The 25,184-nt window shown below is 60.1% G+C and carries 18 protein-coding genes, 2 tRNA genes and 1 pseudogene; 11 read left to right on the top strand and 10 right to left on the bottom strand.

Annotated features, from left to right (window positions below; translation table 11 throughout):
* Window positions 1–247: 247 nt before the first annotated feature.
* From BCY88_RS09535 to BCY88_RS09525, 3 genes are all read left to right on the top strand, one after another.
* Window positions 248–1,693, top strand: coding sequence for an amidase (locus BCY88_RS09535; RefSeq protein WP_120344015.1), 1,446 nt, complete (start codon window positions 248–250; stop codon window positions 1,691–1,693).
* Between the two features lie 88 nt (window positions 1,694–1,781).
* Entirely contained in the window at window positions 1,782–2,075 is a 294-nt protein-coding gene (locus BCY88_RS09530) for a hypothetical protein (protein WP_259461299.1), read from the top strand.
* A 101-nt stretch (window positions 2,076–2,176) separates the two neighbouring features.
* The gene (locus BCY88_RS09525; RefSeq protein WP_259461298.1) at window positions 2,177–3,607 is read left to right on the top strand and encodes an FAD-binding oxidoreductase; all 1,431 of its coding nucleotides are present in this window, start codon (window positions 2,177–2,179) and stop codon (window positions 3,605–3,607) included.
* Here BCY88_RS09525 and BCY88_RS40800 read toward each other — a convergent pair.
* The 3 genes from BCY88_RS40800 to BCY88_RS09510 all read right to left on the bottom strand — a co-directional run bounded on the left by BCY88_RS40800 (window position 3,591) and on the right by BCY88_RS09510 (window position 4,460).
* On the bottom strand, window positions 3,591–3,872 hold the full coding sequence (locus tag BCY88_RS40800) for an Arm DNA-binding domain-containing protein (protein ID WP_259461297.1): 282 nt from the start codon (window positions 3,870–3,872) through the stop codon (window positions 3,591–3,593). The genes BCY88_RS09525 and BCY88_RS40800 overlap by 17 nt on opposite strands.
* A 153-nt stretch (window positions 3,873–4,025) precedes the next feature.
* Window positions 4,026–4,112, bottom strand: a tRNA-Leu gene (locus tag BCY88_RS09515).
* Window positions 4,113–4,373: 261 nt separating this feature from the next.
* Window positions 4,374–4,460 (bottom strand) — tRNA-Leu (locus BCY88_RS09510).
* Window positions 4,461–4,764: 304 nt separating this feature from the next.
* Here BCY88_RS09510 and rnr point away from each other — a divergent pair.
* From rnr to BCY88_RS09495, 3 genes are all read left to right on the top strand, one after another.
* Entirely contained in the window at window positions 4,765–7,281 is a 2,517-nt protein-coding gene (rnr, locus tag BCY88_RS09505; RefSeq protein WP_120344014.1) for a ribonuclease R, read from the top strand.
* Window positions 7,282–7,464: 183 nt separating this feature from the next.
* Window positions 7,465–8,208 carry a 23S rRNA (guanosine(2251)-2'-O)-methyltransferase RlmB gene (gene rlmB / locus BCY88_RS09500; RefSeq protein ID WP_028198144.1) on the top strand — a complete coding sequence of 248 codons (744 nt, stop codon included), beginning with the start codon at window positions 7,465–7,467 and terminating at the stop codon, window positions 8,206–8,208.
* Window positions 8,209–8,608: 400 nt separating this feature from the next.
* Complete coding sequence (locus tag BCY88_RS09495) at window positions 8,609–12,334, top strand: NACHT domain-containing protein (RefSeq protein WP_120344013.1); 3,726 nt, start codon at window positions 8,609–8,611, stop codon at window positions 12,332–12,334.
* A 57-nt stretch (window positions 12,335–12,391) separates the two neighbouring features.
* Here BCY88_RS09495 and BCY88_RS09490 read toward each other — a convergent pair whose 3' ends face one another.
* A complete protein-coding gene (locus BCY88_RS09490; RefSeq protein ID WP_120344012.1) occupies window positions 12,392–13,273 on the bottom strand; it encodes an integrase in 882 nt (293 codons plus the stop codon).
* 80 nt (window positions 13,274–13,353) lie between these two features.
* On the opposite strand from BCY88_RS09490, the pseudogene BCY88_RS09485 reads away from it, so the two are divergent.
* The 5 genes and pseudogenes from BCY88_RS09485 to BCY88_RS09465 form a co-directional block, all read left to right on the top strand.
* A pseudogene (locus BCY88_RS09485) lies at window positions 13,354–13,431 on the top strand (23S rRNA (guanosine(2251)-2'-O)-methyltransferase RlmB); the annotation flags it as partial.
* Between the two features lie 76 nt (window positions 13,432–13,507).
* Window positions 13,508–14,203, top strand: a complete 696-nt coding sequence (gene rpiA, locus BCY88_RS09480; RefSeq protein WP_120344011.1) for a ribose-5-phosphate isomerase RpiA — start codon at window positions 13,508–13,510, stop codon at window positions 14,201–14,203.
* 248 nt (window positions 14,204–14,451) lie between these two features.
* On the top strand, window positions 14,452–15,627 hold the full coding sequence (locus tag BCY88_RS09475; protein ID WP_120344010.1) for a glycosyltransferase: 1,176 nt from the start codon (window positions 14,452–14,454) through the stop codon (window positions 15,625–15,627).
* A 331-nt stretch (window positions 15,628–15,958) separates the two neighbouring features.
* Window positions 15,959–16,258, top strand: a complete 300-nt coding sequence (locus BCY88_RS09470; RefSeq protein ID WP_120344009.1) for a type II toxin-antitoxin system HigB family toxin — start codon at window positions 15,959–15,961, stop codon at window positions 16,256–16,258.
* Window positions 16,255–16,677, top strand: a complete 423-nt coding sequence (locus BCY88_RS09465; RefSeq protein ID WP_120344008.1) for a helix-turn-helix domain-containing protein — start codon at window positions 16,255–16,257, stop codon at window positions 16,675–16,677. The genes BCY88_RS09470 and BCY88_RS09465 overlap by 4 nt, the downstream gene beginning before the upstream one ends.
* Before the next feature lie 65 nt (window positions 16,678–16,742).
* On the opposite strand, the gene BCY88_RS09460 is transcribed toward BCY88_RS09465, so the two are convergent.
* The 6 genes from BCY88_RS09460 to BCY88_RS09435 form a co-directional block, all read right to left on the bottom strand.
* Entirely contained in the window at window positions 16,743–17,696 is a 954-nt protein-coding gene (locus BCY88_RS09460; RefSeq protein ID WP_120344007.1) for a glycosyltransferase family 2 protein, read from the bottom strand.
* Window positions 17,697–17,698: 2 nt separating this feature from the next.
* Window positions 17,699–19,111 (bottom strand): undecaprenyl-phosphate glucose phosphotransferase, encoded by a 1,413-nt coding sequence (locus BCY88_RS09455; protein ID WP_120344006.1) that lies wholly within the window; start codon window positions 19,109–19,111, stop codon window positions 17,699–17,701.
* A gap of 44 nt (window positions 19,112–19,155) precedes the next feature.
* Window positions 19,156–19,890: a Crp/Fnr family transcriptional regulator gene (locus BCY88_RS09450; protein WP_006048767.1), complete on the bottom strand. Its 735-nt coding sequence runs from the start codon at window positions 19,888–19,890 to the stop codon at window positions 19,156–19,158.
* 630 nt (window positions 19,891–20,520) lie between these two features.
* Window positions 20,521–23,052 carry a glycosyl hydrolase 2 galactose-binding domain-containing protein gene (locus tag BCY88_RS09445; protein ID WP_120344005.1) on the bottom strand — a complete coding sequence of 844 codons (2,532 nt, stop codon included), beginning with the start codon at window positions 23,050–23,052 and terminating at the stop codon, window positions 20,521–20,523.
* Entirely contained in the window at window positions 23,049–24,110 is a 1,062-nt protein-coding gene (locus tag BCY88_RS09440) for a DUF1839 family protein (protein ID WP_120344004.1), read from the bottom strand. Before BCY88_RS09440 ends, BCY88_RS09445 begins: the two co-directional genes overlap by 4 nt.
* On the bottom strand, window positions 24,107–25,183 hold the full coding sequence (locus BCY88_RS09435) for an amino acid--[acyl-carrier-protein] ligase (protein WP_120344003.1): 1,077 nt from the start codon (window positions 25,181–25,183) through the stop codon (window positions 24,107–24,109). The genes BCY88_RS09440 and BCY88_RS09435 overlap by 4 nt, the downstream gene beginning before the upstream one ends.
* Window position 25,184 lies beyond the last annotated feature (1 nt).

The raw sequence follows: 25,184 nt of genomic DNA, 5'->3' as shown, positions 1-25,184 counted from the left end.
GGATCGTTTTTGCCCCCGCCGGGAAACGGTTAAGAGCTATCGCTGGCAAGCCGGCTGCAAGTCATTGTAGCTGATCGATTCTGCTGGTCTGCCTCGATTCCTCTGCCGACACGCGCAACAAGGGAAAGTGCGTTCGCAGTACCTTGACAGAATGGCGATGCTAAGCCAGACTTCAATGAAGAAACGTTTCTTCAAGCGATTTTTTGTAGATGTCGACTGTTTAGCCTGATGCGTTGAAGGAAAACCAATGAGTGTGGAATTTGGACCCTGGTCGTCGGTCAGGGAACTCGCCGACGCGGTCCGGCGTGGAACAGTAACAGCGGCCGAGGTCGTGGAGGCGTCTTTGGCGCGCTCGGTTCAGGTGCAGCAAAGTCTCAATTGTTTTGCCGAGATCGATTTTCACGGCGCACGTCGTAGCGCAGCGGAACTTGATCGGCGTAGAGCCCGTGGCGAATTGCTTGGACCGTTGGCCGGTGTGCCGGTCGCGATCAAGGATTGCACGCCCGTTCGGCAACTAGGAAACCGGTTCGGATCATTCGCTTTCGAACGCGAGGTCTCGCTCGAGGATGCGGTCGTTGTGGAACGGTTCAGGCAGTGTGATGCGATCATTGTCGGCAAGACTACGTTGTCGGAATTCGCATCCAGCAGCTTTTGCGATAGCGCGTTGCATGGTGTCACACGCAATCCGTGGAATCCGGATAAAACGCCGGGTGGCTCCTCGGGCGGGTCCGCGGTGGCGGTCTCGACGGGCTGTGTCGCCATTGCGGAGGGAACGGACATGGGGGGCTCGGTTCGAATTCCCGCGTCCTGCACGGGCATCGTGGGATTGAAGCCTGCCTTCGGGAGAATTCCGATCGAAGATCAGCCATCCATGATTGACGATATTCAGCACCATGGTCTGCTGACCCGCACGGTTGCCGATCTTGCGGCGGCGCTCCCTCATGTGTGCGGTCCAACCGACCGCGATCCTTCGTCGTACGTTCCAGCGCTGCCGCGACTGGACATCGAAGCGGGCGTCGAGGGCATGCGCATTGCGCTGAGCATGGACCTTGGTTTCTTTGAGGTGGAGCGGGAAGTCGTGGACCGCTGCGAACAGGTCGCGGAGAAGTTGACGCGAGCGGGGGCCATCGTTACACCTGTCGAACTAGGCTGGGACCGATCAATCGCAGACGGTTGGGTGCGTCATTGGCATGTGTATCTGTCGGCGTTCTATGGAGAGCATCTGGACCGGCTCGGCGCGGCGGCGGATCCGCGGCTCGTTGAAGTCGTGGCAAAGGGGCGCTCATACGACGCGGTCTCGATCAAACGACTCGACGTCATTCGCAAACGTCAGTGGTCCGTACTGGTGGACGTGTTCGCAACCTACGACGCGATGATCAGCCCTACGATGACCCGGCCGGCGGTAGGGGTCGAAGAAGACGACGCGGCTTATCACGCGGCGACGGAAGATGGGCGCAAACGAGGCCTGGACATGACGTCCGTTTTTAACTGGGTCCCCTGGTGTCCCGCTATCAGCGTTCCCTCTGGCGTGTCGTCAACGGGCCTTCCTATTGGCATTCACGTCACGTCGCCGGCATTTCGGGAGGACGTCGCGTTGCGACTCGCTTGCGCAATCGAAGCGAACTATCCGTTCGCCTATCCGCCAGGCTGGCAGCCGGGCGCTGGGAATTTGAACGCGCGAAGGCTCAACTGACGAATAAGCGGACCAACTTGCGCCCGTTCTTGCCGCAGAAGTTCTTGTTGTAGAGACGGCTACCGGAACCATGAAGACCAGGAAACACGTGCTGGAGACACTCACGCCTGATTTTGCCGAACGAATGCTCGCTGCGCGGTATGTGGCGCAACGTGATGCAAACGTGGAGGATGCCGCACTCTGGCGCTGGTTTTCGGTATTGCTCGACGAGCGAAGAATACGCTGGTGTCAAAGCGGGAGCGGTTGGCTGGTTAGCGTCGATCATCGTCACGTCGCCACGCATGAGGACTTCGACGCGGCGATGCGAATCGCCAAATCCAACGTTTGCGCGGGCGGATCCAGGAGACTGGATGACAACGAGCGACATGGCTACATGCGCTGAACCGTTGCCTTGCGCCGCGTTTCAGACCACCGAACGCGGTCAATCTCGTCGGTTATAAGCCGACATCAAACGCCTGTCGTCAAGCTGTGAGTGAGTTAGAGATGAAAAATTTGCATACCGAAGTATTGCTCAAGCTGGTCAACATCGGAGATATGCGGGTGTTGTCCGACACCGAGGACATGTCCACGTATTTGACCGACTGGCGCGGTCGTTATCGCGGCAATGCCGTCGCGGTTGTTTTCCCGAAAGAAATCTCGCACGTGAGCGAGACGGTAAGACTGTGCAACGAACAGGGTATTGCCGTGGTGCCTCAAGGTGGCAATACTGGCTTGACGGGTGGTGCAGTCGGTCTGGGCGACGGGGCATCCATCATCGTCAACATGTCGCGAATGGACCAGATTCGGGAAGTCGACGTCGTCAATAACTCGCTGACTGCGGAGGCGGGCTGCATCCTCAGCAATCTGCGTGAGGCAGCCGAGGAGAAGGGCAGGCAATTTCCGCTGCTGTTAGGCTCCGCTGGCAGTTGCGAAGTCGGGGGCTTGATCTCGACCAACGCGGGAGGCACAGGGGTCTTGCGTTACGGAAATATGCGCGATCTTGTTTTAGGTCTTGAGGTCGTACTTCCTGATGGTCGGGTATGGAACGGCCTTAAAACGCTCAGGAAAGACAACTCCGGATACGATCTCAAACAGATTTTCATCGGCGCGGAAGGAACATTAGGTATTGTGACCGCGGCGACGCTGAAGCTCGTTCCAAGAATCAGGAGGTCGGGCACCGCGATGGTGTCCTTGCCGGACGTTCGGGCGGCGGTCCAACTTCTGAGCCTGTTCCACGAGAGGGTTGGAAATTGTGTGGAAAGCTTTGAGTTGATGTCACGGGGACAACTGGAGGTTGTTCTCCAGCATCCCGCGAACCGGCAGTGTCCGATGCCACTAGAGGCACCCTGGTTTGTCATGATCGAACTCGGCGATAGCAAGTCCGACTTTGATTCGGAGCAGTACCTGGAATTGGTGCTAGGCGAAGCAATGGAAAAAGAATGGGTGCTCGACGCCGTGATTGCCAACAACGACGCCAAAGCTCAACGAATCTGGGAGTTACGGCACACCGTTTCCGAATCCAATATTCACGCCGGCTTTTCGGTTGCCAATGACACCTCGGTTCCGATTTCGCGACTGCCGGAATTTATCGATACAGTCACACAACGTCTGGAAGAACATATCCCGGCATGTCGAGTTGTCCACTGCGGACATATCGGCGATGGAAATATTCACGTCGTCGTTATTCTCGATCGGAAATTTTATGCGACCGAGTTCACCAGGGAGCGCGCCGCGGCGGAAGCCAACTTGGTCGTTCATCAGGTGAGCATCGACCTGGGGGGCAGTATCAGCGCGGAGCATGGCATCGGCATGATGCATGTCGAGGAACTCGAAAGATTCAAACCTGCAATTGACATCGAAATGATGCGCGCGATCAAGCGGGCTTTCGATCCCGGCAACGTCATGAATCCGGGGAAGGTCATTCGTATTGTGTGAGATTGATTCCGGATCGATGCCTTCGTGTGCGAGATTGCGCGCGGTAGTGGCCGACTTGCGTATCGACGGGTGTGATATCGGGGTAGAGGCCGAGGCTTAGGAGGTTCTCCTGGCCCGTGCTCGGTTGTCGGTAGTGGAGGACCCAGGTCCTGGTATCGCTCGGCCGAACCCTCAGGGCGAGCCCGTTTCCATTCGTGAGAAGGTAGGAGCGGGCACATGCTTTGGCAGCGCGGAACGCCAACGCCAACTCAACGCGTCTGCGCATGGCCTTGCCCCTGAATCTGGCCGACGCAAAAATCGCCGACGTCACAGCGGAGCGAAAAACCGCCGCACAAACAAAAAACCCCGTAAGACAATTAATCTTACGGGGTTTCTCGAACTACATCGGCATATGTTGAAACTACGCCGGAACAACTATTGGTGCCCAGGAGAGGACTCGAACCTCCACGGTGTTGCCACCGCTAGGACCTGAACCTAGTGCGTCTACCAATTCCGCCACCTGGGCACGTCTTCAAGCTAGACCGATATTTTAGCGTGATGATGCAGCGTGTCAATCCCTACATGCAAACAAACTATCGCTTCATCAACCGCCCGGTTGTGCCGCGCAGCAGAGCAAAACTCCACTGCTCGACGACAGCCGACTCACGCCGACCCAACCGTCCTGCTAACTACGTCATCCGCTCGAAAAACCAGAACCGGATCACGTAGCCTCACACGAAAAGTAAAGCCGCCGATGCGAAACATCAGGCGGCTTTACTTTTGAATCTGGTGCCCAAGAGAGGACTCGAACCTCCACAGTGTTGCCACCGCTAGGACCTGAACCTAGTGCGTCTACCAATTTCGCCACCTGGGCAGGTGATGAACAGCAAAGAACGCCATTATAGCGACAGATTCGAGGCTGTCAAGCGTTTCTCAAAAGTCGCTTAAACATCGCCGCAGCGAGTCTGCATGCGGCTCGCAGCGATTACTGACGGGCCGCGTGGCGCGCGAGACGGGTGTTAGAATGCCTCGCAGTAGTTCGTTGGCACGGTGCACACGCCCGTCGGACTCAGATTTGAACGAGCCGGACCCGAGCAGCCATTTCAGTGCAATCGCAAGTGCAACTTAAGCGCAACCCAAACGCTTCTTAAGCCGAGCCACATCGCCGACCGACGTCCATGCAACGAGAAAAAATCATCGATAAGCCCTTGAGCAAATTCCCGTATCCGATCCCGAGCCGCGAAGAAATCCTGGGCGTCCTGCGCACGAGTGAAGCGCCGCTGGCCGCGAACGACATCGCTGAAGCCCTGTCGATCAAGCGCCAGGAGCGCGAAGGATTCTTCAAGCGCCTGGGCGCCATGGAGCGCGACGGCCAGATCCGGCTCGATCAGCGCAATCTCTATCAGCTGACCCATCCGTCGAATTTTGTCGCGGGTCGCGTACAGGGGCATCGCGACGGCTACGGCTTTCTCATTCGCGACGACGGCCAGGACGACCTGTTCCTGCCCACCGGCGAGATGCAGAAGGTCATGCATAACGACCGGGTGCTGGCGCGCATCGTCGGCTACGACCGCCGCGGCAGGCCGGAAGGGCATATCGTCGAAGTCACGGATCGCGCCAACAAGCGGGTGATCGGGCGGCTGCTCAACGAAAACGGCGCGCTGATCGTCGCGCCTGAAGACAAGCGCATCGGTCACGACATCCTGATCGCGCAGAACACCAAGAAGGCCAAGGTCGGCCAGGTGGTGGTGGTCGAACTCACCGATTTCCCGAGCCGTCATTCGCAGCCGCTCGGCCGCGTGGTGGAAGTGCTCGGCGATATCGACGACCCCGGCATGGAAATCGAAATTGCGGTGCGCAAGTACGGTGTGCCGCACGAGTTCAGCCAGGCCGCGCTAGACGAAGCCGCCAAACTGCCTGACGAAGTGCGCCCGGCCGACGCGCGTCATCGCATCGATCTGCGTGACGTGCCGCTCGTCACGATCGACGGTGAAGACGCCCGCGACTTCGACGACGCGGTCTATTGCGAACCGGTTCAGGTCGGCCGCGGCGAAGGCTTCCGCCTGATCGTCGCGATCGCGGACGTTTCGCACTATGTGCATCCGAAGAGCGGGCTCGACGCCGACGCGCTCGAGCGCAGCACCTCGGTGTACTTCCCGCGCCGCGTGATTCCCATGCTGCCGGAAAAGCTGTCGAACGGACTGTGCTCGCTCAATCCGCACGTCGACCGTTGCGTGCTGGTGTGCGACATGATCGTCACCACGCGTGGCGAAGTGAAGGCCTACCAGTTCTATCCGGGCGTGATCAACTCGGCCGCGCGCCTGACCTACACGGAAGTGGCCGCGGTACTCAAGAACACCAAGGGTCCGGAAGCCGCGCGCCGTGCCGCTTTGCTGCCGCAACTGCAGAATCTGTATGGCGTCTACAAGTCGCTGTTCGCCGCACGCCAGAAGCGCGGCGCGATCGACTTCGATACGACTGAAACGTACATCGTCTGCAATGCGCAGGGCAAGATCGAACAGATCATTCCGCGCACCCGCAACGACGCACACAAGCTGATCGAGGAATGCATGCTAGCCGCGAACGTCTGCGCGGCCGACTTCCTCAAGCGCAACAAGCACCCGGGCCTGTTCCGCGTGCATGCCGGGCCGACCGCCGAGAAGCTCGAAAATCTGCGCACCTTCCTGCGCGGCATGGGCCTCACGCTCGCCGGCGGCGACAAACCGCACGCCAGCGACTACGCCGCGCTGATGGCGCAGATTCGCGAGCGTCCGGACGCGCAGATGTTGCAGACCATGCTGCTGCGCTCGATGCAACAGGCGGTCTACAGTCCGGACAACATCGGCCACTTCGGTCTCGCGTACGAGGCGTATGCGCACTTCACGAGCCCGATTCGCCGCTATCCCGACCTGCTCACGCACCGCGCGATCTACGCGATTTTGCAGGGCCGCAAGTATCAGCCGGAGCCGCCGCAGGGCGTCGAGCTGAATACGGCGCTCTCGCCGCGCGCCCGCGCGATGCAGCAGGCCGACGACGAAAAACGCGGCCGCCAGCGTGCGAACAACGTGGCGATCTGGGAAGAACTCGGTTTGCATTGCTCGGCCAACGAACGTCGCGCGGACGAAGCGTCGCGTGACGTCGAAGCCTGGCTCAAGTGCTACTTCATGCGCGACAAGCTCGGTGAGGAGTACGGCGGCATGGTCAACGGCGTGACGTCGTTCGGCATTTTCGTGCAGCTCGACTCGCTCTTTATCGAAGGCCTCGTGCACGTGACGGAGCTGGGCTCGGACTACTTCCAGTACGACGAGATCAAGAACGAATTGCGCGGCGAGCGCACCGGTATTCGCTATCGCCTGTCGGACCGCGTGCGGGTGCAGGTGAGCCGTGTCGACCTCGATGCGCGCAAGATCGACTTCCGCCTTGTGCGCGACACGCCGATCAAACCGCCAACGGGCCGTCCGGCGCTTGCCGACAAGGCTTCCGGTGAAAGCGGCGGTGCTCGCGTGCGCTCGTTGCCGCCGGTAGACGGCGGAGCAGGCGGTGCGGGTGCCGGCGCAGGTGGCCGGCGCAAGAAGGCTGCACCGGCGCAAACCGCTGCCGTCAAGGAAGCACGCGCGGCGCGCGGCGCGGCGAAAAAGCATGGCGGCGCCGCGGCCAAGCCGGCATCGAAACCGCAGGCCCGCAAGAAGCGCTGAAGTCGCATGACGGCTTGAACCGCGCGCATCGGGTACGTTCAGACGTACCGGGTGCGCGCGGTCTTCGTTTCATCGCAATCAAGTCAGGTATCGCAGCAGATACGCCGGCAACACAGTAAGCAGGCTCGTATTCATCACAGCAGCGCGCGTCTCAAGGCGCGCTCAATCAAAGGTTTGTCAGTCATGTCACGTCTCAAGGTTCTATACGGTTTCCACGCAGTGACCGCGCGTATGCGGCACGACGCGTCGTCGGTCGAAGAGGTTTACTACGACGCCACGCGCAAAGACCGTCGCATGACCGAATTCCTGCATGCGGCGAAAGAAGCCGGCGTGCGCCTGATCGCCGCCGACGAAACGCGTCTGTGGGGTCTTGCGCATACCGAGCGCCATCAGGGCGTGGTCGCGCGCGCGGGCGACATGCCGCTCGCGCAGAACCTGGCCGAACTGCTCGACGGCATTAACGGGTCACCGTTGATTCTGGTGCTGGACGGCGTGACCGATCCGCACAATCTCGGCGCTTGCCTGCGCGTGGCGGATGCGGCCGGTGCGCATGCGGTGATCGCGCCGCGTGACCGCGCGGTGGGTTTGAATGCGACCGCGGCGAAGGTGGCAAGCGGCGCCGCCGATACCGTGCCGTACATCACCGTCACGAATCTGGCACGCGCGCTGCGTGAGTTGAAGGATGCGGGCGTGTGGGTGGTGGGTACCGCCGGCGAAGCCACCAAGAGCCTCTACGAGACCGAACTCGACGGTCCGGTTGCACTGGTGATGGGTGCCGAAGGCGAGGGCATGCGCCGCCTCACGCGCGATACGTGCGACGTGGTCATGCAGATTCCGATGGCGGGCACGGTCGAAAGCCTGAACGTTTCCGTGGCAAGCGGCGTGTGCCTGTTCGAAGCCGTGCGGCAGCGCTCGGTGAAGAAATAGCACCGATAAATCAACCGCTTACGTTCATCTGAATCAAACACTTCGGATGCCAAGTGCTATCGGAGTGTCCACCAATTGACCAGCGATTCGGCAACTATCGCAATGTGTATGTCGAAGATGGATATTGGCAACAATACGCGCAGCAAGCCGAGTTTTGCTGCGTTAGCAATCGGCACGGCCACGGTTTTGCAGGCTTAATCCGAACGTATTGCGTTGCGAATCGCTAGAATTCTAGACAGACGGTGATTCAATTTATTGGATTCACCTTCTATCGCGTTCGGACCAGCGCGCTAGGAGATGTCTGTCCAAGGCCGCGTCGCCTTTCGTTTGTAGATTATTAAGAACTAAATCAACTGTTTCAGTCATTAACCGAGAAAAACGCGTTTCGCACGGGGACGAGATGGATCACGCACTTGAGAATTTAGGGCCAGAGGGGTTTCAACAACTTTGCCAAGTACTGTTACTTCATGCATACCCGGACCTTAAATGCTTTCCTGTCGGGCAACCTGACGGAGGTCGGGATGCCGTCCTTTTGCAAAGTAGCGAGGATAAAGAGAAGGTCGAGTTCGGCGTTTTCCAGGTAAAGTTTGCGAGGAACCCGAAGGAGGGGGGAAATGCCCGCGACTGGGTTCTTGAGTCAGCGAAGGGCGAAGTTCAAAAGGTCAAAGAGCTAATTGAGCGGGGCGCCACAAGATATATCTTTATAACTAATGTCCAAGGGACTAGTCATCTCGATGTTGGGTCTATTGACAAACTGCAGAATGAACTCTCGATCCTGATCGGGCTGCCAGTCACATGCTGGTGGCGGGACGACATAAATAGGCGGCTGGACGGATGTTGGGACATTAAGCTCCGCTATCCGCAAGTCTTGACTGGCACAGATTTTTTGCGACTATTGCTTGAAACGCAACTGGGAGCTAACCAACAACGGCGTCTAACCGCAATCACTGCATTCCTCGCGGACCAGTATGAGGAAGATACAGATGTTAAATTTAAACAAGTCGAGTTGCAGAACAAATTGCTCGATCTCTTTGTCGATCTTCCGTTTGACGTTAGGATTAGATCGACACTTGAATCTCTGAGTGATCTCTTCGTTGACCCGTCCCTTCCACTGACCGTATCGCGCATTGATTCAAAGAATTTTGAGTTGAGTTCGGCTCGGGACGCATCAGTTGGCACGGCCACGCTGCTGTTACGTACGTTCCATTCCTCCGCGCTTGGTCAGATCGTCGTCGAGGGCGCACCCGGGCAAGGAAAGTCGACGCTTGCACAATATCTTTGTCAAGTACATCGAATCCGTTGGTTAAAGAAGGCGGGGGATTTGAACGCGCTCCCTCGTGCACATCAGACGGCTCCGCTGTGCCTGCCGTTCAAGGTGGACTTGCGAGACTTCGCCGCGTGGATCGGGGGGGGGAGCCCGTCTGCCCAGTCTAATCCGGCGTCGGCGGTGCCAAGCCATCCGACGCTTGAGAATTTTCTTGCACATCTTGTGGAGACTCGGAGCGGTGGTCATGCTTTCTCCGTGGATGACCTTCTCGAAGTCGCCGCAGTAGCGCCGTTGTTGATCGTGCTCGACGGGCTTGACGAGGTCGCCGAAATAAAGCGACGGGGTGAGGTTGTCTCGGCGGTCACAAAAGCGACAAACCGTCTGAAAGAGACCTGCTCAGCGGTTAGGATCATTGTAACTTCGCGACCGTCTGCGTTCGCAAATTCCCCCGGCTTCGATGTGACGCGATTTCCAACTTTGAAGCTGGGCTCGGTGCAAAAGGAGCAGATAGACACTTACGCTCAGAAGTGGATGACATCCCGAAACCTGGACAAGCGAGAGCAGGCAGAATTCCGGAAGATACTGGACGAGAGGTTGGAGGAGCCACATCTTCGGGATTTGGCGCGGAATCCGATGCAGCTAACGATTTTGCTTAGTCTCATCCATACCCGAGGCGCCGCGCTGCCTGATAAACGTACAACTCTCTACGATTATTACGTTGACCTCTTCTTTAGCCGTGAGGCATCGAAAAGTCTAACGGTTCGCAAGTATGCTGACCTTCTACGCAACATCCACGGTTACCTCGCCTGGACGCTGCATTCAAACGCGGAAACGGATAAACAGGAATCCGCCGGACGTATTTCGGCAACCGCACTCCATTCTCTCCTGCGAGAATACTTGGAGAGAGAACAACACGGTATTGAAGTGTTGGAAGAGGTCTTTGGCGCGACAGTTGAACGAGTATTTATGATCGTCGCTCGGATCGAAGGGACCTTCGAATTCGAAGTACAACCACTTCGCGAATACTTCGCAGCTCGGTATTTGTACAACACTGCACCCTACTCGCCGCCGGGGCGAGAGCGACCAGGGACAAAGCCGGATCGCTTCGACGCTATTGCCCGAAATTCGTATTGGCTGAACGTAGTTAGGTTTTTTTGCGGTTGCTTCAGCAAGGGCGAACTGCTGGATTTGGCCGAGCGGGTCAAAGAGCTGGCGAAGGATGCGCGACTCAAGGATACGCGTTATCCAATCACCCTCACGGCCATGCTAATGTCGGATTGGGTTTTCTCACAAGTGCCGAAGGCGGTTGATGATCTCGCCAGATTCGTTGCATTGCCCGAGAATTTCTGCAAGCTGCTGCCGGATGTTTTCGGTCATTCCGATGGATCGTTGGTCCGCATTCCCGATACATGCGGTGGAAACATCGTCTCGAACTCTGCGTTTTCGCTAGTATGCCGCGAGGACACGAAGTCGGACGTACTCAGCCTCACAATCGCGTTCCTTTCGATTTCTTGCAGCCGCGAGAGATTGAAGTCGCTCTGGCTTGATTCGGCCGTACTATTCACGGATCGACCTGCAATACGATGGGCAGTTTTGGGCCGTAGTTTCTCGCTGCTGGATGCAGCCCCAGTCGAACTGATTGAGCAGATGTTGCAACCCGACGCATGCAGCGATGCCGACTGGCGTGACATAGTCGCAACCCAGAGATACGACGTAATATTGTCAACTCCGGGCAGGGAGCAAAGATGCTTGGATGCGATTTTGGATTCGATTAATCCTCCTTATATAAACTACTCTGACGCCTTCTATCTTGTTCCTCAGTTTTTGGCGTTCCACAACTTGTGGGTCTACGCGAAGGGTAAGTACATTGCGGAACAACTGCTAGAGGGAGTTCGTCGATTTCGTGAAGCTCGTGGTACCTCGACAATGGGCGATTCAGGGCGTCGCTTAGCTTTCTCCGCGACGATGCGAGAGGTTAGCGAGTTGATCGCAAACTCAATTCAGCCTGATACCTCAGCGCCTTTGGCCAGTATCAATGGGTTGGAGTTGGCGGTCGAAACAATGCGTCAAGCTTGGGGCGAACGAGTAGCTATCGTCCTTGCCGCAGTCGGGTTAAGCCATGTTCCGAAAGTCGGCCGAAACAAGGCTTGCGACCTGTTCGATAGACAACATACTTTGTCTCAAAGAATTCGCTTCGCGAGAGCCCAGGCGAAGAAGGTCGACTATTGGAAGGGGCAACTCAGATTGGTTCGATCCAACAGTGATTTGGAACTGTTCCACATGGTGTTCAGAGCTTTCGCGCCGACCGTTGTCGTGCTTGATCTGCACGAAGAAACGTGGGCTAGCTTGGATGGGCTGACTGATGCGCAGACACTTCGGCTGCTGGATTTGGTGGGAGCCGCTGTAATGCATAACGGTTCAGATAGACAGGTGCCTTTCGAGAAGAGCATTGTGTCCGCAAGACAAGCTTGGTTGGTGGCGACCGGCTCTGGGATTGTTTTCGCAAAGGACATCTTTCTTCGACATCTTGTGTCGAGTCAAGAACCGATACAGCAAGTCCTTCAGTTTCGACAAAGGTGGGCGCTTAACTGTGCATTGACGGGCGATTTACCTTGGGAGACTGCCCTAGACATAATTCGAGAAACTTATGCGGCGACCGCAGACGGCAGTCTCATTGCAGTGCCGCCTCGTCGCAGGAAGGCCTTCCCTGACTTTGTAATAGAACGAGTGTTATCGGCTCCAGGGGACTATCCCGCAGGTTTGTGGGCAGCGGTTGAGGTTCAAGCATCGGGGATTTCTGGACAACGAGCACGCGCAGTTGGAACGGTTGCTGCACAAGATGGATGGTTTGTAGATTGACCGGAGTCGCCACCGCGTTGTGAATATGGCTGGTTATGGAGGGCTGGCGAATGGTGGTCAGTACGTCGTGCGGCCAGCGGCATTAGCGGAGTATGGCCCCTCACAATTGATCTTATCCTTGAGCTGACCGAAGTATTCTTCGGTCACTCGCGGAGTAGGTCGGATTTGGTCAGGACCGCCGGGGAGTGAAAGCAGGATTTCAATGGCGCGAGTCGAGAGCGGGACTGTGCGGGAGCGCCCGTTCTTTGTGATCGGAAGGCGGGCTGTGCGGCGGTCTAGATCAACGTTGCGCCATTCAAGCGACACGATTTCACCCTGCCGCATAGCAGTCTGTAACGCGAACTCGATGGCGGGCTGCAGGTACGGATTGCGGGCTTTCCTGCACCCTTCATAGAGCAGCGCTTCCTCGGCAGAGCTGACGCGCCGCTCGCGGTGCGGCCGGTCCTTCGGCTTGGCGACGCGGGACAGTGGGCACTCGCGCAGATCAATTCCCCACTCGTTGCGGGCTCGTTTGATTGTGCGCCGCAGGATAGTCATTTCGCGCAACACACTGCCGGGTGATACGGTGCGCAGCCGGTCGTCGCGCCAGTAGGCGATAATGCCGGGCGTCAGTTCAGCCAAGGTGCATTGGCTCATAGGTTCGCGCAGAAGCTGGCTGACGCGTTGTAGCTCGTGCTTCGCCCCGCGATGCGTCGGGACCACTTCATTCCGGTAGCGGATTAGAATGTCGTCCAGCGTCGTGTGTTCGGCGTTGTTATTAACCGGATGGCGGGCTGTATCCATGTCCGCTTCGACCTCACGTGCCCATTCCTGCGCCAGTGCCTTGGTCGGGAAAGTGTTTGAGCGCAGGAGAAACCCCTTGCGCCTGACTTTCGCCTGCCACGAAACCGTGCCCGATTTGTTCCTGCTTTTGCTGAAAGTTGCCGTCTCAGTGTCCAAAAAGTGTCCAAAATTGCGTTTGAACACTCCGATGGCAGCGTGCAGAACCGGCTGCGCGTCAGCGTGGACGGGCCTTTCCGGTCGAAAGCCTGAACGTTTCCGTGGCAAGCGGCGTGTGCCTGTTCGAAGCCGTGCGGCAGCGCTCGGTGAAGAAATAAGCGGAAGTAAGCGAAAACCAGCGCTCTCCCGCGACTCCGGTAAACTTGTCGTTTTTTACGCTCGCCAGCATTTCCCATGACTCAAGACGAACTCAAGCAACTGGTCGGCCAGGCCGCCGCCGACTATGTGAACGCCAACGTGCCGGAAGGCACCGTGATTGGCGTCGGCACCGGCTCCACCGCGAACTGCTTCATCGACGCGCTGGCTGCCAGCAAGACCCGCTACCGCGGGGCGGTGTCGAGCTCGCTCGCCACCACCGCGCGTCTGCAATCGCACGGTTTCAAGGTGCTCGACCTCAACGAAATCGATTCGCTGCCGGTGTATGTGGACGGTGCCGATGAAATCGACCACAGCGGCGCGATGATCAAGGGCGGCGGCGGCGCGCTGACGCGCGAGAAAATCGTCGCTTCGGTGTCGGACGTGTTCGTTTGCATAGCCGACGCGAGCAAGCTGGTCGACACGCTCGGCAACTTCCCGCTGCCGATCGAAGTCGTGCCGATGGCGCGTACCGCGATCGGCCGCCGCGTGACGGCGCTCGGCGGTGTGCCGGTGGTGCGCGTGACGCGGGAAGGTGTGCCGTTCATTACCGACAACGGCAACGAGATCATCGACGTCAAGGGTCTGCGCATCAGCGACCCGCGCACGCTGGAAATGCACATCAACGCATGGCCGGGCGTGGTGACGGTGGGCCTGTTCGCGGGCCGCGGCGCGAATCTGTGCATGCTCGGCACGGATACGGGCGTCGAGACGATCGACTACAGCAAGAACTGATTACCGCGCTTTTGTAGCCCGCTTTATAGCCTGTTCTGTACTTTATGCGAGCCTGCAGCAGCGGGCTCGCCCTTCATCTCCCTCCCGCAGCACCCCCAACCCCTCCAATTCGCAAGAGGCGAATGGCGAGCCTTCGGTATTCGTCGACTGTCGCGCGTCGAATGTGGGCATACGCACGCACGGTCGATGATGTGGCACATACACTCGTCGGTATGGCCGTGGGGCGTTTATCTATAGGTGGGGAAATCATGAGAGTGGCGATCGTGCACGACTGGCTCGTCGCGCCCGGCGGTGCCGGGAGGGTGCTCGAACAGATGATCGCGTGTTTTCCCGATGCCGATCTCTTCAGTCTCGTCGATTTTCTCGAAGACCGCCGGTTTTTGAACGGCAAATCCGTCACGACGTCATTCATCCAGAACCTGCCGTTTGCGCGGCGCCGCTATCGCGCGTATTTACCGTTGCTTCCGGGTTTCATCAGACAGTTCGATCTTTCCGGTTACGACCTCGTCATCACGAGTTCCGCTGAAGCTGCGAGAAGCGTGCTGGCCGGCCCCGCCCAGATACACGTGAGCTACGTGCATTCGCCGATGCGCCACGTGTGGGATTTGCAACATGAGTACCTGCGCGATGCGAATCTGACGCGCGGACCGGCGTCATGGATCGCGCGTGCATGGCTTCACTATCTGCGCAGCCGGGATTCGCATTCGGCGAATAGTGTGGATCGTCTGATTGCGAGTTCGGGTTTCGTCGCGCGGCACGTGATGAAAACTTGCCGGCGCGATGCGGCGGTGATTCCGCCTCCCGTCGACGTGCACAGGTTCGAACCGTGCCTGCAGAAGGCCGATTTCTATCTGACCGCCTCGCGAATGACGCCTGACAAGCGCATTGATCTGATCGTAGAAACCTTCACCGCAACGCCGCACCGCAAGCTGATCGTGATCGGCGACGGGCCGCAGATGGCGGCGATCCGCGCCAAGGCCGGGCCGAACGTGACGATCCTTGGCGATCAGCCGTTCGAGGTTCTCAAGGATCATCTGCAACGCGCACACGCCTTCATACTCGCCGCCGAAGAAGATTTCGGCACTGCCGCACTCGATGCGCAGGCGTGTGGAACGCCGGTCATTGCATTCGGCAAAGGTGAGGCGCTTGAAACGGTGGTGCCGCTTGGCGACCCACGTCCTACCGGTGTGTATTTCGCATGCCAGACGGTTGTGTCGATGCTCGGCGCGATCAACCGCTTTGAGCGGCACCGTGAGCGGATTACGCCGGCGGCATGCCGTGCGAACGCCGAACGGTTTTCCGCGGCGGTTTTCCGGCGTGCCTTCATGGCCGAAGTGACGCGCACGATCGCGGCGCCTGGCGGGCGGTCGCGGGTGGCAGGGGAGCGGATCGAGCGCGATCTGGCAACCGGGGATATCGCGTGACCTGATTGACACTTGTCAGGGTGCAGTTGGGGACGCCGGCGAAAGCGACTCGAGCGCAGCGGCGGCACAGCGCGCGTGAGTTCGGGGAAGGTCATGAATCGCGGCCAGGAAGTGAGCCAGGGAGTGGGCCACGAAACTGGGCAAACTGTCTGTTTATTCGCATATTGAGAACTTCGCAATATGCGAATAAAATACCCTTGTCGTATCGCAGTACGTCGTATCCGGCTGTTCGGCCTATGCCGTCCGGCCGATTATCGGTGCCGGTCCCGTCTCATTAGCTTCGCAGGTAGAGCGTGCATGTTCGGTGCGCGAAACCATGCGAGGAAATTCGATGCGGGTCATTTCAAAGAAGATGTTGCTGGACTTTATAAAGAGACATCCGGAGGCGCGCAGTGCACTGTTGACGTGGTACGCACTGGCGCGGGCATGTCTCGCGTATGGCTATAACGACCTGAAGCAGACGTTCGCGGGTGTGGACTACGTGCCGCCGCAGTACACCGTTTTCAAAGTGGGCGGCAACCGGTTTCGGATCATCGCGGCGATTCACTACAACAGGCAGTCGTTGTTCGTTCGTCATGTGCTGACGCACGCGCAATACGACCTTTGGACGAGGAAGAATTTAAACTCATGAATGCCGATCGCTTTCCGGGAACCTTTCCCGACATCGCTCAAACCTGGGCTGCATTCCAAACCCAGTTGCCGATCACACCCATTCGAAACGAGCAGGATTACCAGAAGATGGTGCGGCTCGCCAATGCGCTTTCCGATCACCTGAACGGCAACGAGGAGGATCCGCTGGCCGATCTGTTTGCGATCGTCGGCGACCTGATCGAAAGCTGGGAAGCGAGCAACGTGACGATTCCGAAAGCAGAACCGCGTGAGGTGCTGCGGCATCTGCTGGAGACGCACGGGCTCAAGCAAAAGGATCTGATCGGTATCGCGTCGCCTACTGTGGTGAGCGATATTCTTGCCGGCCGGCGCGCCATTAGCAAAAAGGTGGCGAAAGCGCTGGCGCTGCGCTTTCATACCGACGTCAGCGCGTTTCTATAAGCGCGGCGCTTGCCTGATGCTGAGCGGGGTGAGCGCGCCTCGCGTGCTCGTCGCGCTCATCGTACCTATCGCGCCGCCTCTCGCCACGCCCCGCGCATCGCGCGCAAACCGACTCGCCATTTGCGAAGCGCGAGCACCATGCCGCCGCGCCCGAATGCCAGCGACAAGGCGCGCAGGAACCCTGGGTCCGTACGATCGCCGATCAGCGTCGAGTACACGACGAATGCCCAACGGCCGGGCGGCGTCAGGTATTCGCACATGATGAGCCGGAGATTGAATGACGCGTTATAGAACGCGGCGTCGTTAAAGGCGAGGCGCGGGTCTTCGTCGCTGCGCCGGGTCGGGAAGTGCTCTACCAGCAACGCGGGGTCGTAGATCAGGGTCCAGCCGCGCCGTTCTATTTCCAGACTGAAGGCCATCTCGCAGTGAACCTGCGCGCCGGTGCCGCGTAAGCGCGTGTCAAAACGCAGCGTGCCGATCGCGTCACGGCGAAACGCCATGTTGACGCCCTTGAGCACCTGGACTTTGCGTGCCGCGCCGTAGCCGATATGGTGATTGCCGATGGCCCGGCCATACCAGCGCACGAGACCCACCGGCAATTTCCGCCCCTGGGCCATGGCATTGTGATCATGCGCGATATCGCGTCCGCCCAGCCCGCCGAGTGCCGGATCGTTGTCGAACACGCGGGCGATCCGTTCGATCCAGTCGGGATGAGGCGCGGCATCGTCGCCGGTGAAGCAGAGCACGTCGCCGTCGGCGCTGTCGATACCGAGGTTGTACGCCGCGACCACGCCCGGCTTGTGCACGAGCATGATCCAGCGGCGCGGGTCGGGCCGGTTCACTTCGCAGGTGCGCAGCCAGTCGAGCGTTGCGTAATCGTCATGGCGCACGATTACGATCACTTCGTCGGCGCGGCGCTCCTGTGCGTCAAGCGCCGCGAGGCAGCGGGCGAGGTCGGCGGTGCGCCGGTACGTCGGCACGATCACGGAGACTTTCACGCGCCGTTCCCGCTGCGGCACGCTCAGAAGGCGTTGCGTCCGACAAAGCCCTTGAAGATCGTGATGAACACAATCTTCATGTCGAACCAGAACGACCAGTTATGGATGTAGAAGAGGTCGAACTTGACGCGCGCCTCCATCTTTTCCACCTTGGTGGTGGCGCCGCGATAGCCGTTCACCTGGGCCCAGCCGGTGATGCCCGGCTTGATCCGGTAGCGGTTCATGTAGCCGTACACCTGATCCTTGTAAAGATCGTCGTGTTCGACCGCATGAGGACGTGGACCGACCACCGACATCTGACCGAGCAGCACGTTCAGAAATTGCGGCAATTCGTCGAGGCTGGTGCGGCGCATGAAGCCGCCGAGCTTCGTCACGCGGGTGTCGTTGCGCGCGGCCTGCGTGAGCTGGCCGTGGGCTTCGTGGTGCACTGTCATCGAGCGGAACTTGTAGATCGCGAACGGCTCGCCGTCCACGCCCTTGCGGATCTGCCGGAAGAACACCGGCCCCGGCGAGCTCAGCTTGATGCCGATCGCGAGTACGACGAACACGGGCGCGAGCGCGAGCAGCGCGGCCGCCGCGAACAGGCGGTCGAAGATCAGCTTGGGCCACATCTGCGGCGACGGGACGGGTGTTGTGCTCAGATTGAGTGTGGGTAAACCGACGACATCGACCAGCGTGTGATTGAAAAGCGAGAGGCTGCGTACATCGGGAATGAAGCGCAGATTCACGAAGTCATGCCTGAAAATGCGCGTGAAACGATAGATCGTATGTTCTTCGGAAAGCGGTAAAGCAAGCCACACCTCGTTCACGCGCTCGTCGCGCACCTTGGCGGCGAACGCGTTCAGATCCGTCAGCACCGGCAGGCGATTCACGCGCGCGCCATGCGTGCTGGCCGCCTGAACGCCGGTGTTGCCGGCGTCGCCGGCGTCGCTGGTGTCGAAGACGCAGACCGGCTTGAAGCCGGCTTGCGGCGCATGGTCGAGATGCGCCAGCAACGTACGCGAGAAACCGGGCGCGCCGACGATCGCGACCGTGCGGAAGTTCATGCCGCGCCGGCGCACGCTGCGCAACGCCCCATGCGCGAGGCACTTGGTGACGATGATCAGCGCACCGGAGATCAGCGTCGAGTAGCCGAACCACAGCCGCGAAACCGCATCCATGCGGTGCAAGGTGAACGCCAGCACGAGGGCGGTGGCGACCACCACCAGCCACGCGGCGGCGACTCTTAGCAGCATGGAAGGCAGCGCCTTGCCGCGCCACGGTTCGTAGACGCCGAAGCCGGGAAACATCAGCAGCACGAGCACACAGTTAAAGGCGATCAGGAGACGCTCGGTGTCAGACAATGCAATCGGCGTCGAAAAACGCATCCAATGAGCGATTAACCCGCCCGCAATCACGAAGAGTGCGTCGAGACATCGCGCAGTATTCCTGAACATAGTGATCTATCCTGTGAGCGGACCATGCAGCCTTGGGGGGCTGCTTACTCGACGGTTTCAGCCTGGCGAAGGCGTGGCAGCAGGCGGTCGAATTCGCGCTTGACGAGGCCGTAGCATTCGCAGGCGCGCGCTTCGAGACCCTTGCGGTCGAGTACCTTGATATGGCCGCGGCTGTGGTGAATCAGACCTTCGTCGTGCAACTTGCCGGCCGCTTCGGTGATGCCTTCGCGGCGCACGCCGAGCATGTCGGCGATCAGTTGCTGGGTGACCGTCAGGTCGTTCGATGCCACGCGATCCACTTCGATCAGCAACCAGCGGCACAGTTGCTTGTTCAATGCGTGGTGGCGATTGCAGGCAGCGGTCTGCGCGACCTGGGTGAGCAGGGCGTGCATGTACAGCAGCATCAGGCGGCGCAGGAAATCGGAGCGTGCGAATTGCTGCTTGAGCGCCTGTGCGCTCATCCGGTAAGCGAAGCCGGCGCATTGCACCTGCACACGGTTCGGCATGGTTTCGCCGCCCGTGAGCACCGGCACGCCGGTCATGCCTTCGCGGCCGACCGCGGCGATTTCGACCGAGCTGCCGTCTTCCATCGTCGAGAGCATCGAGATGATTGCGGTGGTCGGGAAATAGACGTGATGGATGCGCTGACCCGAATCGCACAGCAGTTGTTCGGTACGCAGATGAACCAGTTCGAGATGAGGGGCAAGCGCTTGCCATTCGTGGGACGGCAACGCGCCGAGCAAATGGTTACCGTGCAGATCTGATTGAAGTGTCAACATGATCGGTCCTCGCTGAAGCCACGCGTTGCGTGGTTTCGTGTCTTTGATCCGATGCCTGCATCCCTGAATTGACTACCTGCTGCCTGGCGAGCAGCGACGAGATGAACAGGAACGGCCCCGTATTGGCCTGATGCGCCGCCGCCTTTGTTGTGAATCACGTTGCGGTGACGCGGTGTTGCGCATCTCCTTTAGCGAGGAGTGTGCCAACTGTAGGGAAAACCAGTGCTGGTGCGGCGCAGCGAACCAAGCCTTAGCGGCGCGCGAAGCCAAACGCGGGTTTTTGTTTCAATTCTGCACAACGCCTGTTTAAGGCACGGCCTGGTCGAAGGGGATTTTTATTCGAGCCAAGTCCTTGATCGGATTGGGTTAGCGCCTGATGAGCATCGCTTTGCCGCAGATGTCCCGGAGATGAAATAGCCTTCGTAGGCGCGTTGTCGGGGGCCGTCCGAGGTGTGCCGGAATTGATTCAGATGTGTTCTATACGCTGCGTGCGGAGTAGTGCGAAGTGTCTTTCCTGAGAGCGGAAAATCGTAGATAAACCCCTGGTGTTTGCGCGGACCAGACAGTTAAGTTCGCGCAGCGCGAGGTTTTACGCGCTTCGCGAGGCAATAGTTAGTACGGGAACGACATTCAACCGTAGAAGGTGGCGGATATCGCATTGATCGCGCGGACTTCGCCTGCAGGTGCCTCGCATGTTGCGTCTGCTTTAAACGTTGCGTTAGATGCGCGTGCAACGAATCTTTCGGCAAGGAGGAGCGGCACGGTGTGCGTACGGTTCGGCGGCAGATGAAACCAGTCGTGTGCGGCGCGATAACGCGTGTCAATGATATGAACGAAGCGCGCAAAGCGCTGCGCTTCGATGACCAGTTGCCAGCCATCGGCAGTGCGCTCGGGGCGCACCGTGAGGCCGAGATCGTGACGCACGTCCGCGCGCCGTTCCGGCAGATGAATCGCTTCTGAAACGATCCGGCCGCTCGCCGGATCGCGCAGCGTCGCAATCGTTACGTCGTGGGCGCGCGGGCCGAAGCGGTAGGCGTGCGTGAAATCGAAGAACTGGCCAAGGCATTGCGCCGCGCTGATCCGCTGTGCGCTGTGCGGCGCCAGTTCGACAACGCGGCTGGCCGATGCCACCTTGACGCTGCCGTCGCGCAGGCAGACCAGATCCAGTTGCGCGTGCAACGGCTCCGCACGCTCGTTCAGCAAATGAATATCGAGCCCGTTGAGGCCTTCGTCGGTTATGACCAGCTGGATGGGTTGCAGCGTGCGCGCAAGCCCGTGCAGGGCGCTTTTGGGCCGTCCTGTGGCGTCGATCACGCCCCAGCCTGCGCCGGGACGCAGATCCTGAAGCTGCCAGACCAGCGCGCCGCCGCATGTCGAGCCGGCACGCCGCCATTCGGCGAACACGTCGCTCATCAGCTCGGCGACCACCGCACGCGATAGATCCAGGTAGCGTTCGGGGTCTTCGTAACGCAACCGCGCCGGCTCGACGCCATAAAGCGTCTGAAGATAGTGGTCGCGAACGTCGTCGAAGTCCCAGCCGGCGCCGGGGTCGCGCGGTACGCCGGCCTTCCAGCGCGGATCGTGCGAATGGATCGTGCCCAGCGCGTCGTGCAAGGTGGCGTCGTCCGGCACGTTGGCGAAAGCGAGGCATTCGGCGGCGAAACGGACCTGCGCGCGGCGCGCGTCGTCGAGCGGGCGTTGATAGGCGCCCACGCCGTAGTAATGCGTGATGCCCTCATTAGTCGAAAACGGCCACGCGCCGCCTGAGGGCGAGTTGCTCACATACGGTACGTCCGAACGCTCGCGCGCCGCGACGGCGGGGAGCAGCGCGGTAAAGAGTGGTTGCGCGCGCATCGAATCAGGCAGGCCGAACATGGCCGCCTGCTGGTCGACTTCGCTGCCGCCGCACAGCACCGCGAGCGACGCGAAGCGCCGCGTGCGGGTCAGGAATTGCGTCGCTTCGCGTTCAATGGAAGCGCTGAAGTCGGCATCGTTCGGGTAGTCAAAATTCGCCAGCGCGAAGTCTTGCCAGATCAACAACCCATACTCGTCGGCTAACGCGTAGAAGCGATCGGACTCGTACACCATCGTGCCGCCGACCCGCAGCATGTTCATGCCGGCATCGCGCGCGAGCGCGAAGGCATGACGCAGTTGCGCTTCGGTGCCGCTCAGTGTGACGAGATCCGCGCTGGTCCAGCAGGCGCCGCGGCAGAACACTGGCGTGCCATTTACGCGCAGGGCGAAACCGGTGCCGTCCGCGCCGCGCTCGACTTCGATGCTGCGAAAGCCGATCGATCCCAATGAGTGGGATATCGAGCGGGATATTGCGTGAGATGGCGCGCGCTCGTCATCAAGCTGCAATGTCAGAGGATATAAAGTGGGCTCGCCATGCGTGTGGGGCCACCAGCGTTCGGCACGCGCGACACGCACGCTGCCGGTCAGTGTATATGCATCGCTCCATTGCAAAGACGAAACACAGTCACCGCAATTCAACGAGGCGGCACACGCGTCGGCATCATGCGGATGCACGAAACGTAACGTGAGCGAAACAATGCCATCGTCGCCTTCGATGCGGCTCGCCAGATCGAGTGTGTCGAAGGCGTGCTCAGCATCGCTCAGTATTTCAATTGGACGCCACGGGCCGACTGCCTGCACCGATGGACACCATCCGGGCATATGGCCGAGCAGGGTGGTGCGCACGTTGCGCAAGGTGGACGGCGTGACGAGCCGCGGCCGCCAGCGCGTGCGTGAGCGTTTGGCTGCCAGCGCCGGCGTCAGCGAGCGAAAGCACAACGCGAGTGTCGCGCTGCCGTGCAGTTCGATGTCGAGATCGTGCGCGACGAACATCGAGTCGGAATCGAGGCGCCTGATGCCGTCGAGCCAGACTTCGGCGAGCGTGGCGAGGCCGTGAAGACGCAAGCGGCGCTTGCCCGTGCCGGTCAGTGTGAGCCGGTACCAGTGATCGTCGAAGGCGAACGGTGGGGGATCGGCGATGTCCAGCAGGCCAGCGGCGCGGTGCGTGCTCGCCACCGTGCCGGGTACTTGCGCGGCGAGCCAGCCCTGCGTGGGTAAGTCAGCGGGTGAAGCACAGGCGCCGGCTGGTGTGCTGACGCACTGCCAGCCTGCGTCGAGTGGTTGTGGCCAGAGGTCCGAACGCGTCACAGTACGAGCGCGGCAAGCGGGGGCAGCGTCTTTTCGTAGGCGCTTTCAAGCACGTCGAAGCAGTCTTCACACGAATCGCGGCGCCCACGCGCGATGGCCCGCACGAGCCGGAACTGCATCACCATCGACTCCGACGCGATACTTTGCGCCGCCGCCGGGATCGACGCCGGCAGGTCGAAGCCCTGCGCGGAAAGCCAGCTCAAATACTTCGAGAGAAATTCGAAGTTCGCGCCAAGCTGCCGCATCAGGTTGAACGAGTACGGATGGAAGAACGCCTCGCCGCGTTCGAGCAGCATGTCGAGATGCGCCGGAAACGCCTCGCGCCACTGCGAGATCGGATTGCTCAGCGGCCGCCGCGCCAGATGCGCGCATAGCAATTCCGCGGATGCTTCGACGAGTGCGGTGCCTTCCAGCGCCGGCCGAACCTGCTTGGCGAATTCAACATACGGAAACAGCAGATCGGGCTGCTGCGCGAATTGAGGCAGCTTGCGAAACACGCCGTCGTAGTCTTCGCTGTCGAGCAGGTGATAGCCGGTGTTGTGGAAATAGCCGAGGCGCCGCGCCGCGGGATCGATGAAGTCGATCCCGATCGTGGTTTTCGGATGCTCGCGCCGATATGACGTGGCCCGCGTATTCGGCAGGTAATAGCCGTCCACTTCCACCAGCACGGTGTGACCGCGCAACGTCTGCGCGAGCACACGGGCTTCGAGCGAATCGTAGATCGCCAGTTCCTGCACCTGGGTGCCATAGAGCCGCTCGAGGTCTTCGAGCGGGAACTTGAAGAACGTGAACTGATCGCCTTCGAAGTCCTGGGTCACGGTAAAGCCGAACGCCGCGCGCGGATCGAGCCCGAAGCCGTGCAGCAATTCGATCCACAGGTCGACGTAGCAGTTGGTCTCCTGCCACACACGCTCGCCTTGATGCAACGCGTGCGGCGCGTGCTGGCGCAGCGGCGCGGCGGGCGCGGCCGTGCCGCCCTGAGCCGGCAGATCGAGGCGGCCGGACAAGGGGAAGGGCGCTTGCCCGTCCTTGGGCGTGGGGATCGGGGATGGATTCATGCGCGATCCTCCGCGCTTTGCGCCGCCGCTGGGCAAGCCGGCCGAGTGGCCCGCATGCCCTCGGCGATATGCGCCGCGGTGTCCCCCCACAGCAGCGCACGCACGTCGTCCGGCCACGCATTGACGTCGAGACCGTGGTGACGCAACAGGGCGAGCGTGATGCGCTCCATGCCGAAGCCGACGCAACCGGTGTGCGCCACCGCGCCGTCCTCGCAGGCGATCTTCCAGATCGCGCCGAAGTGGTCCATGTGATAGTTGAACGAGAGGCAAGCCGTTTTGCCGCGCGGGTCGGCCACCGGAATCAGCAGTTCGAATTTGAGTGCCTGAGCACGCTGGCTATCGGCGACGATCTTGCCGCCGCGGCCGAAGAACGGGTCGTTGGCGAGATCCACGTCCACCGGCAGTTGCAGCAGTTCGATCAGCAGCGAGCCGCGTTCGATCCACATCTGACGGAACGCCATCACCTGTTCGGCGTTGCCGAGGCGCACGTATTCGCGCTGCCGGAACATCTGCATGCGGCCGGGATCGAGCGATGGTTCGTGGCGGAAGCAATACGACAGCACGTCGATAGTGCGGCCGTCGGCGGGCAACGGGCCGCGCCGCGCCATCACCGGATAGATCGGATAGCAGGCGGCCGGCGTGAGCACCACGCGGGTCGGTTGCTGCTGTGCCATCCATTCCTCGCTGCGTTCGTCGTCGCGCTCGCTCATGGCCTGGTCGAGCGCGCGCAACAGGCGCTGGTGGCCCATGTCGTTGCCGCAGAACGAATGGATCGTACCCGCGAGGTTCGGAAAGCTCTTCAGATACTCGCTGTCTTCGAAATCGGTGCGGCGCATGGCGGGCGGAAAACGCAGCACCTCCGGTTGCTGGTCCGCGCCGAGATGGGTGATCGCCACGTTCAGACGCTCCACCACATCTTCGAAAATCTGGCTGCGGCCGTACAGGCCGTTCTCGCCGGTATCGATCAGGAGGCCGGCGGCGAGCAGCTCGTCGCGGAAAGCCGGTGCCGCGGGTTGCTGAGCGGCGGCGGCCGTCTGAACCGCCAGCGCCGCGGTGTCGGTCATCGTGTTCATG

It is taken from the genome of Paraburkholderia fungorum (assembly GCF_003610895.1).
Lineage (GTDB): Bacteria > Pseudomonadota > Gammaproteobacteria > Burkholderiales > Burkholderiaceae > Paraburkholderia > Paraburkholderia fungorum_B.
The sequence above is the reverse complement of the archived record's forward strand: the minus strand, read 5'-3'. Positions and strand labels throughout refer to the sequence as shown.